Consider the following 9,174-nt stretch of genomic DNA (forward strand, 5'->3'; position numbering starts at 1 on the left):
GCCTCGGCGGGGCGTTTTTCGTTTAGTTCCAAAAGAAGGCAAACAGAAGATCCTGTTTCTAAGGAAGGAGTTTTGACATGAATCATCAAAAGAATTAGAGAAGAAAGAAGGGATGTCTATGGAGCTGAAATTTCACCCGCTCGGGGATCAAGCCATCGTGGTGACGGCAGGGGCGTCGATCAGCAAGGAATCCACCGCGCTGGTGCGGGCGATCTCCGAAAAAATCACTGATTCGGAGATTCCGTGGGTGACTGATGTCATCCAGGCGTATGTCACCGTCACGATTTGCTATGAAGCGAATGGCGGAATGACGTATGCGGGGATGGAGAAGCGGCTGCGGGAGTTGCTTTCCGGAATCAGGCCGGCAACTGAAGGTGAAGGGCGTACGGTGGAAATTCCAGTATGCTACGGCGGGGATTTCGGCCCTGACCTTGCATTTGTCGCCCAACATAACGGGCTGGACGAGAAAGAAGTCGTCCGGATCCACAGCGGTAATACATATGACGTGAAAATGATCGGCTTTGCCCCCGGGTTTCCGTTCCTTGGCGGCATGGACGAGCGCATCGCCGCTCCAAGGCGGCCATCGCCGAGGCTGGAGATACCGGCCAGGACAGTCGGCATCGCCGGCGCGCAGACAGGTGTTTATCCGATCGGAACGCCTGGGGGATGGCAGCTGATCGGCAGGACACCTGTCGATCTGTTTTTGCCGGACGAAGAAATCCCGAGCCTTCTCCGGCCTGGAGACCGGGTCAGGTTCAGGCCAGTATCCCCGGAAGAATACAAACAATTGGAGGCGGACCGTCATGCTGATCATTGAAAAGCCTGGCCTCCAGACATCTGTCCAGGACCTTGGCCGTCCGGGTTTCCAGCAGTATGGGGTGGTCGCTGGCGGCGTGATGGATCCGTATTCACACCGGATAGCGAATCTTCTGGTCGGCAACAGTGAGCACTGTGCCACGATCGAGGCGGCGCTTGCCGGTCCGTCCATCCGTTTTGAAACCGACAGTCTGATTGCGCTGGCGGGCGGGGACCTGTCTCCCGGAATTGATGGCGAACAGATCCCGATGTGGAGGCCGGTCGCTGTAAGGGCCGGTGCAGTCCTCACATTCGGGAAGCCTGTCTCGGGTTGCCGGGTCTATTTGGCGGTCGCAGGCGGGATTGACGTGCCTGAAGTGATGGGCAGCAGGTCCACTTATACGAAAGCCCGCATCGGCGGGTTTGATGGGCGGTGCCTGGAGAAGGGTGACCGCCTGCTGGTCGGGAATCCGTCCGTTCCTTCAAAGCAATGGGCAGCAACAGTCCTGTCCGGTGCAGGCAACAGGAAATTCTGCCCGGCGGACTGGACCATCCAGGACAGCCTGATTCCCGCATACGGAAATGAAGCCGAAATCCGGATGATGAAAGGGCCTCAATATCACTGGTTTGATGAAGAAAGCCGGAGCACATTCTTCGGAAGGAACTTCACCGTCTCTTCGGAATCGGATCGCATGGGCTACAGGCTAAAAGGGGATACGCTCCGCCTGTCCGAACCGCGCGAACTGCTGTCGGAAGGAGTCGTGGCCGGATCGGTCCAAGTGCCGTCCGGCGGAAGCCCGATCCTGCTCATGTCTGACCGCCAGACAACCGGAGGTTATCCGAAAATCGGCCAGGCCGCAACGGTTGATCTTCCGCTTATCGCCCAACTGCAGCCCGGAGCGAAACTGCGATTCAGAGAAGTATCGGTCAAAGAATCGCAGCGACTGATTTTGGCACAAAAACGGCAGCTCTCGGAATTGAAAACGGCTATCGCTTTGAAAATGAAAGGGGAATGAACATGACTTTTCAAGTAGACCTGAACTGCGATATGGGAGAATCGTTCGGTGCGTATACGATGGGTAACGACGAGGACATTCTCGAGCTGATCACAAGTGCGAACATTGCCTGCGGCTTTCACGCGGGCGATCCGTCCGTCATGAAAAGGACGGTGAGGATGGCGCTTGAAAAAGGCGTCGGCATCGGCGCTCATCCGGGAACACCGGACCTGGCCGGGTTCGGCCGGCGCGCCATCGCGATCTCCCCGGATGAAGCTTATGACCTGACGATGTACCAGATCGGCGCTCTTGATGCGTTTGTCCGGGCTGAAGGCGGCAGGATGCAGCACGTCAAACCCCACGGCGCACTCTACAACATGGCCGCACAAGACGCTGCACTGGCTGAATCGATCGCTGAAGCGGTATATGCGGTCAATCCGGAACTGATCCTGTTCGGCCTGTCGGGCAGCGAACTGATCAGGACGGGAGAGAAAATCGGCCTCCGGACAGCAAGTGAGGTGTTCTCGGACCGCACTTATCAGCCGGATGGAACACTCACCAACCGCCGCGAAGCAAATGCGCTGATCACGGACCCGGAAATTGCGGGCGCCCAGGTGGTCCGGATGGTGAAAGAGGGCAAAGTGCGGACGGTGGATGAAACAGACTTCACCCTGCGCGCGGATACTGTCTGCATCCACGGCGACGGCGTGGCCGCACTGGAGTTTGCCCGGCGGCTAAAGGATCTGCTGCCCGAGGAAGGGGTCAAGGTGGAGAAGATCGGCAGCAGGTTTTCATGACCGGCTGAATGAACCATCCAAAGAAAATAGGGGAAATGTAGGGGGAGACCAATGAATCAGACAGTGGACCAAAAACAAATCCGCAGCGTGATGCTCGGTGCCGCGTTCCTGATGGCCACTTCGGCCATCGGACCGGGCTTTCTCACGCAGACGACTGTATTTACCGAACAGTTGCTGGCCAGCTTTGCATTCGTCATCCTGATTTCTATCTTGATCGATATCGCTGCACAGCTGAACATCTGGCGGATCATCGCCGTCTCCGGCAAGCGGGCGCAGGACATAGCGAACGAAGTGCTGCCCGGACTCGGTTATGTGCTTGCGCTGCTCGTTGTGATGGGCGGCCTTGCGTTCAACATCGGAAACATCGGCGGAGCCGGACTCGGCGCCAATGTGCTGTTCGGCATCGATCCGAAAACGGGTGCCGTCATCAGCTGCCTTCTCGCCATCGGCATTTTCATTGTGAGGGAAGCGGGACGCGTCATGGATCGGTTCACGCAGATTTTGGGCTTTGTCATGATCGCCCTGACACTTTATGTAATGTTCACCGCCCAGCCGCCTTATGGGGAAGCGGCGCTGCGTACCGTGGCACCGCTTGAAATGGACATTCTGGCCATCGTTACGCTCGTCGGGGGGACCGTAGGCGGTTATATCACTTTTGCCGGCGGACATCGCCTCATTGACGCCGGCATCAAAGGGAAGGAGTATCTGCCGGTCGTTTCCAAGAGCGCGGTCACAGCGATCGGTGTCGCCTCGCTTATGCGGGTTCTTTTGTTCCTTGCCGTTTTGGGTGTTGTTTCGCAAGGGCTGAAATTAAATCCTGACAACCCGCCGGCATCTGTATTCCAGCTGGCGGCAGGAGACATCGGCTACAAGATCTTCGGTGTCGTCATGTGGTCCGCTGCAGTCACATCGGTTGTCGGAGCGGCCTACACATCCGTCTCCTTTATCCGGTCATTCAGCACTTGGATCGACCGGCACGCAAAAAAGTTCATCATCGGATTCATCCTGGTCTCCACTCTCGTCTTTGTTATCGTGGGGCAGCCCGTCAAGATTCTCGTGCTCGTCGGCTCGCTCAACGGCCTCATCCTGCCGCTTGCGCTCGGCGTCATGCTGATCGCCGCCTACAAAGCGCGGATCGTCGGTGATTATAAGCATCCGATGTGGCTGACTGTTGTAGGGGTGATTACAGTCATCGCTATGGCCCTGATGGGCGGGTATTCCCTGATCAATGGGATTCCGCAATTGTTTAAGTAAAAGATTCAAAACCCGATTGACGGGACAGTCCCCGTCTTGGTATTCTGAATTCAACAAACAACGGAAAGCAGGTGATGTGAGATGGCAAACGTACAGAGTGTAATGAAACAATCCGGTCGGCCTGGACTCACACGCCTGCAGGGCGCGTTTTGACGCGTTCTCCTGTTTCGCGTGCCTGAGAACCTCCACAGCCGCCGGATTGCCGGTGCTGTCGGAGGTTTTTCTTATGGTCACGGACATAACAGGAGGAAATGAATTTGAATATGACCCAATATGGTTTTAAAGATCCGTTCAAGACACAGGCAGAGAGCCTGATGGCGACACCCGAGTTTTCCCGGTGCATTCCGGGGCGGGTGGTACTTGAACACAAGCGGATGTACCGCGTGGTGACGGAGCAGGGAGAATGGCTCTCGACGGTTTCGGGCAGCTATGCTTTCCATTCTGCCGGACGGATGGACTTCCCGTCGGTCGGGGACTGGGTGCTTGTGGAACAGATGCCCGGTGAGGAGAAGGGGATCATCCATGCGCTGCTCGACCGGACTTCGGTCTTTACCCGCAAGGAAGCGGGGCAGCGGGTCGAGGAACAGATCGTCGCGGCAAATGTAGACATCGTCTTTCTCGTCATGAGCCTGAATGCCGACTTTAACGCGCGCCGGCTGGAGCGGTATCTGGTTGCAGCCTGGGATTCAGGAGCGAGGCCGGTGATCGTGCTGACGAAAAAGGACCTGTGCGAGAGTCCGTCCGATTATCTGGATGAGCTCGGAGGCATTGCTTTCGGGGTGGATACGGTGCTTGTAAGTGCCGTAACCGGCGAAGGGCTGGACGAAGTCCGAGGCTTTCTCGGCGAAGGAGTCACGGCCGCACTTCTCGGTTCATCGGGTGCCGGCAAGTCGACGCTGACGAATGCATTGTCGGGCAAGGAAATGATGGCCGTGCAGGACATCCGGGAAGATGACGCGAAGGGACGCCATACGACGACCCATCGCGAACTGATTCCGCTTCCCGGCGGAGCCTGTCTGATCGATACGCCTGGAATGAGGGAACTCCAGCTGATGGATCAGAGCGAGGGACTGGAATCCGGTTTTAGTGATATCGATGAATTGGCAGATTCTTGCCGGTACCGCGACTGCGGACACAAAAAAGAACCGGGCTGCGCGGTCCGGGAAGCGGTCGAAGAGGGCCGGCTGCCGGAAGAACGGCTCACGAGCTACTTTAAGCTTCAGCGGGAAATCGCCTATATCGAACAGAAATCCGATGCCCGCGCCAGGATGGTAAGCGCCAAGCAGCGCAAGGACCTCACCAAGGCCGTACGCCGCACACAAAAACAGAAGCAGAAACGATGAAACGGATGCCTCCGGACCGGGGCATCCGTTTTTTACCAGATTCCAATGATGTAGTAGACCACCAGCGCCACGAGCCCGACTGGCACACCGAACCTGGCCCATTCTCCACTCGTGATCCGGAGTTTGCCGGCGGAGATGATGTTCGGAATGTTCCCGGGAATCAGCATTCCTCCGCTGATGAGGAGACCGAGCAGAATCGCCCGGATGGCATCAAACTGCATGAGCGGGCTAATTTCGGCGGCAGCCAGCGTGGCGTTATCGAGAACTGCTGACAGCATATTCAGCCAGTAAAGCGTACCCGGAGAGACATCGGTGAGATGTTCGCGGATCAGCGGTTCAAAACCGGCACCGAGCATGGTGAGTGCCATGATGAACAAATAGACCTTGAACGAGCGTGTGAAGATCGAGGAAACCGGCTCTGGCGGCGGAGGATTGCCATCCGTCTTAGCTTCCGGCGGGTCGACCCAGACGGCCGCAAGGATTCCAAACATAAGAATGGCAGTGAGGACATCCAGGCCGATCAGGTTGAACAGAAAAGAAAACTCGGCATTCAGTTTCTGCACGGTGATAGTGGAGAGTGGCTCGCCGATCGGCGTGAGTGCGGCACCGAGTCCAATCGAGTAGCATGCGAGGATGACGAGCCGGATCTCGGAGCGCCGGGCAAGTCCGAGCGTGCCGGTCACCGTAACGAGAACGAGTGCCGCTATGATGGCTGTGATGACACTTGAAACAAGTCCGAGCAGGGTGACAAGCAGCGCATAAAGCAACCGGTCAGGCATGACAGTCCGGAGCCAGCGGATGCCGACGGTAAGCCGGCGGTAAAACAGGCGGAAGACGATGCCGGCGACGAGAACAGTCACCGTGATCGGCAGCGGATCTGAAAAGGCATGGCCGAGCAGTTCGCGATTCATCATTCCGCCGGTGATGGCCGCGGCAATCCCCATAACGAGAAGAAAAAGTTCCAGCTGCCGTTCGACCGGCTTCACCGCAAACGGCAGGACGAGGACAAGGAGTAGAATGATCAGGAGGCCGGTTGTCATATCGATTGCTCCTTTGCTTCAGGCTATTTGCCATCATATGAAGCCGGGCGGAAGGACATGCCCGAAGATGGAGAAACCATTCTGCTGTTCCGATTGATCAGATTTTTCGTTATACTAAATACTAGTTTCATGAAATGAGCTGATGCTTATATGAATAAAGACTTGTTCATCGCATTTTTCCGGGCGGGTATGCTCGGTTACGGGGGCGGGCTTTCCGCCATCCCGCTTATGAAAAGGGAAGTCGTCGATCGGTACAAGTGGATGGACGACGATGAATTCTCGGACATCCTCGCCTTGGCGAACACGTTGCCGGGACCGGTCAACACGAAGCTGTCCGGCTATATCGGCTGGCGGCTGAACCGCTGGACGGGCATGCTGTCGAGCCTGGCCGCCACGGTCCTGCCGACGGCTTTCCTGATGGTCATCCTGCTGACACTGCTGAATGCATTCAAGGACAAGCCGTGGGTACAGGGGATGGCAAGAGGGGTCATCCCGATCGCCGGTGTCATGATCGGCGTGCTTGCGATCGATTTCCTGAGAAAAGCGGGAGTCGGCCTGGGCTGGCCGCTGACCGTGGTCCTGGTCGTGGCAAGCCTTGCGCTTACTGAGTTTGCGGGTGTCCATCCGGCGATCATCATCGCCGTCCTGATCCTGTCCGCCTTCATCCCTTGGAAGAAGAAGGGAGGCGCTTCATGATGATCTACTGGCAGGTGTTCTGGGCGCACTTCACGTCCAATCTTCTCGGCTACGGCGGCGGGCCGGCGACCATTCCGCTTCTCCAGCACGAGGTGGTCGACCGGTACGGCTGGATGACCAACGGGGAATTCAGTGAGATCGTGGCGCTTGGCAACGGGCTGCCCGGTCCGATCGCGACGAAGATGGCCGCTTATATCGGCTATGATGTCGCAGGAATCCCGGGAGCTTTTATCGCACTGTTCGCAACGGTCGCGCCTTCACTGATCCTCATGGTCGTGCTTCTTGGAATCCTCATGCGGCATAAAGACGCGCCACAGGTAAAACGGCTGACGAAAGTCGTCCGCCCGACGATTGCCGTGCTTCTCGGCGTGATGACGTATGATTTCTTCTTCGACTCGTTCACCGGATCGGGCTGGATCCACACGCTGATCCTGATCGTCGCAGCCTATGTCCTGCTCGAGGTCCGAAAAGTCAGCCCGACCTGGGTTGTCCTTGGCGCGCTCATCTACGGCGCAGTCTTCCTCGGAGGCTAATCCATTTACATATAAAGAAGGGGGAAATGATTCATGGATTACTTGTATCATCCGTTCCGCTCACAGCGGCATACGGTATTCGCGAAAAATGGTGTGGTTGCGACAAGCCAGCCGCTTGCGGCACAGGCAGGGATTGAAATCATGCGGCGCGGAGGCAATGCGATTGATGCTGCCATCGCCACAGCTGCGGCACTGACGGTCGTCGAGCCGACGAGCAACGGCATCGGTGGAGATGCGTTCGCACTGATCTGGACAGAAGGCAAGCTGCACGGGCTGAACGCTTCCGGTCCGTCGGCAAAGGGGGCAACCGCCGACAAGGTCAAAGCGCTTGGACACGAGAAAATGCCGGTGTTCGGCGCCGTACCGGTCACCGTTCCAGGCGCGCCTTCCGCTTGGGCGGAAGTGTCCCGCCGGTTCGGTAAGCTGAGCCTGTCCGAGACACTCGAGCCAGCGGTGCGGCTGGCGGAGGAAGGCTACCCGCTCACGCCGATCCTCGGCAAGTACTGGGAAGTCGCCTACAACAAATTCAAGAACCTTTCGGGAGGCAGTGAAGAAGAGAGGAAAGCCTTCGAGGCATGGTTTGACACATTTGCTCCTGACGGCCGGCCGCCAAAGACCGGCGAGATGTGGCGTTCTCCCGGGCATGCCGACACGCTCCGGCAGATCGGTGAAACGGACGGCAGGGCATTCTATGAAGGTCCTCTCGCAGAACAGATTGCGGAAGCGATTCAGGCCAACGGCGGTTTCCTGAGCAAGGAAGATCTCGCTGCTTATCAGGCTGAATGGGTGGAGCCTGTGTCTGCAAATTACCGTGGCTACGATGTCTGGGAGATTCCTCCGAACGGCCAGGGAATGATCGCCCTCATGGCGATGAACATCCACTCGGCAGGCGGCCAACAGCCGGCCTATGGGGACGCCGAAACGCTCCACCGCCAGATCGAGGCGATGAAGCTGGCGTTCACCGACGGCAAGGCGTTCATCACCCAGCCTGACGATATGCCGGTCGAAGCGGCGCATCTGCTGTCACCCGAATATGCGGAAAAGCGCGCTGTCGCCATCGGTGATCGGGCCGTTGACCCTGAGCCGTATGAGCTGCCGAAGGGCGGCACCGTTTATCTCGCCGCGGCAGACGGGGATGGCAACATGGTGTCCTTTATCCAGTCGAACTACATGGGCTTCGGTTCCGGGATCGTCGTGCCGGGCACCGGCATCGCGCTCCAGAACCGCGGCGCGGACTTCTCGCTGGATCCGGAACATCCGAACTACCTGAAGCCGGGCAAGAAGACGTATCACACGATCATCCCGGGCTTCCTCACAAAAGATGGAGAAGCGGTCGGACCGTTCGGCGTCATGGGCGGCTACATGCAGCCGCAGGGCCACTTCCAGGTGATTTCCAACACGGTCGACTTCGGGCTGAACCCGCAAGCCGCGCTTGACCAGCCGCGCTGGCAATGGGTCGGCGGCAAGACCGTCCAGGTGGAACCGGACTTCCCGCTCCACCTCGCCCAGGCCCTCCAGCGGAAAGGCCACGACATCCAGATCGCGACTGACTCAGGCGGCTTCGGCCGCGGCCAGATTATCTGGCGCAACCCGGAAACCGGTGTGCTCGAAGCTGGCACGGAATCCAGGACAGACGGTTCCATCGCCGTCTGGTAATTGAATTAATGAGAAAAACGCCGGCATCCCGGAGGCCACTGAAAAACCAATTGAATTTCGTACGG

Annotated in this window: 9 protein-coding genes; 8 read left to right on the forward strand and 1 reads right to left on the reverse strand. The window is 57.8% G+C overall.

Annotated features, from left to right (window positions below; all coding sequences use genetic code 11):
* Positions 1–118 precede the first annotated feature (118 nt).
* The 5 genes from pxpB (at position 119) to rsgA (ending at position 5,184) form a co-directional block, all read left to right on the forward strand.
* Entirely contained in the window at positions 119–817 is a 699-nt protein-coding gene (gene pxpB, locus AC6CHQ_RS15980) for a 5-oxoprolinase subunit PxpB (RefSeq protein ID WP_251239978.1), read from the forward strand.
* Positions 804–1,811, forward strand: coding sequence for a 5-oxoprolinase subunit C family protein (locus AC6CHQ_RS15985; protein ID WP_498082048.1), 1,008 nt, complete (start codon positions 804–806; stop codon positions 1,809–1,811). Before pxpB ends, AC6CHQ_RS15985 begins: the two co-directional genes overlap by 14 nt.
* A gap of 2 nt (positions 1,812–1,813) precedes the next feature.
* Positions 1,814–2,587, forward strand: coding sequence for a LamB/YcsF family protein (locus AC6CHQ_RS15990; protein ID WP_498082049.1), 774 nt, complete (start codon positions 1,814–1,816; stop codon positions 2,585–2,587).
* Positions 2,588–2,638: 51 nt separating this feature from the next.
* The gene (locus AC6CHQ_RS15995; RefSeq protein ID WP_498082050.1) at positions 2,639–3,841 is read left to right on the forward strand and encodes an NRAMP family divalent metal transporter; all 1,203 of its coding nucleotides are present in this window, start codon (positions 2,639–2,641) and stop codon (positions 3,839–3,841) included.
* Positions 3,842–4,098: 257 nt separating this feature from the next.
* Complete coding sequence (gene rsgA / locus AC6CHQ_RS16000) at positions 4,099–5,184, forward strand: ribosome small subunit-dependent GTPase A (RefSeq protein ID WP_498082051.1); 1,086 nt, start codon at positions 4,099–4,101, stop codon at positions 5,182–5,184.
* Between the two features lie 32 nt (positions 5,185–5,216).
* Here the strand turns inward: rsgA and AC6CHQ_RS16005 are convergent, their stop codons facing one another.
* Positions 5,217–6,224 (reverse strand): DUF1646 family protein, encoded by a 1,008-nt coding sequence (locus AC6CHQ_RS16005; RefSeq protein ID WP_498082052.1) that lies wholly within the window; start codon positions 6,222–6,224, stop codon positions 5,217–5,219.
* Positions 6,225–6,374: 150 nt separating this feature from the next.
* Between AC6CHQ_RS16005 and AC6CHQ_RS16010 the strand changes: the two genes are divergently transcribed.
* From AC6CHQ_RS16010 to AC6CHQ_RS16020, 3 genes are read left to right on the forward strand one after another with little or no spacing between them, the layout of a single operon-like run.
* The gene (locus AC6CHQ_RS16010; protein ID WP_424236756.1) at positions 6,375–6,920 is read left to right on the forward strand and encodes a chromate transporter; all 546 of its coding nucleotides are present in this window, start codon (positions 6,375–6,377) and stop codon (positions 6,918–6,920) included.
* Positions 6,920–7,453, forward strand: a complete 534-nt coding sequence (locus AC6CHQ_RS16015) for a chromate transporter (RefSeq protein ID WP_424237125.1) — start codon at positions 6,920–6,922, stop codon at positions 7,451–7,453. The genes AC6CHQ_RS16010 and AC6CHQ_RS16015 overlap by 1 nt, the downstream gene beginning before the upstream one ends.
* Before the next feature lie 33 nt (positions 7,454–7,486).
* Complete coding sequence (locus AC6CHQ_RS16020; protein ID WP_424236755.1) at positions 7,487–9,109, forward strand: gamma-glutamyltransferase family protein; 1,623 nt, start codon at positions 7,487–7,489, stop codon at positions 9,107–9,109.
* Positions 9,110–9,174: the final 65 nt, after the last annotated feature.

This window comes from Bhargavaea sp. GQ12 (genome assembly GCF_059758705.1).

Coding starts and splice junctions, on each gene's coding strand:
- AC6CHQ_RS15995 (WP_498082050.1), top strand. CDS start 2,639: ATGAATCAGACAGTGGACCAAAAACAAATCCGCAGCGTGATGCTCGGT.
- AC6CHQ_RS16005 (WP_498082052.1), bottom strand. CDS start 6,224: ATGACAACCGGCCTCCTGATCATTCTACTCCTTGTCCTCGTCCTGCCG.
- AC6CHQ_RS16015 (WP_424237125.1), top strand. CDS start 6,920: ATGATCTACTGGCAGGTGTTCTGGGCGCACTTCACGTCCAATCTTCTC.
- AC6CHQ_RS16020 (WP_424236755.1), top strand. CDS start 7,487: ATGGATTACTTGTATCATCCGTTCCGCTCACAGCGGCATACGGTATTC.
- pxpB (WP_251239978.1), top strand. CDS start 119: ATGGAGCTGAAATTTCACCCGCTCGGGGATCAAGCCATCGTGGTGACG.
- AC6CHQ_RS16010 (WP_424236756.1), top strand. CDS start 6,375: ATGAATAAAGACTTGTTCATCGCATTTTTCCGGGCGGGTATGCTCGGT.
- AC6CHQ_RS15985 (WP_498082048.1), top strand. CDS start 804: ATGCTGATCATTGAAAAGCCTGGCCTCCAGACATCTGTCCAGGACCTT.
- AC6CHQ_RS15990 (WP_498082049.1), top strand. CDS start 1,814: ATGACTTTTCAAGTAGACCTGAACTGCGATATGGGAGAATCGTTCGGT.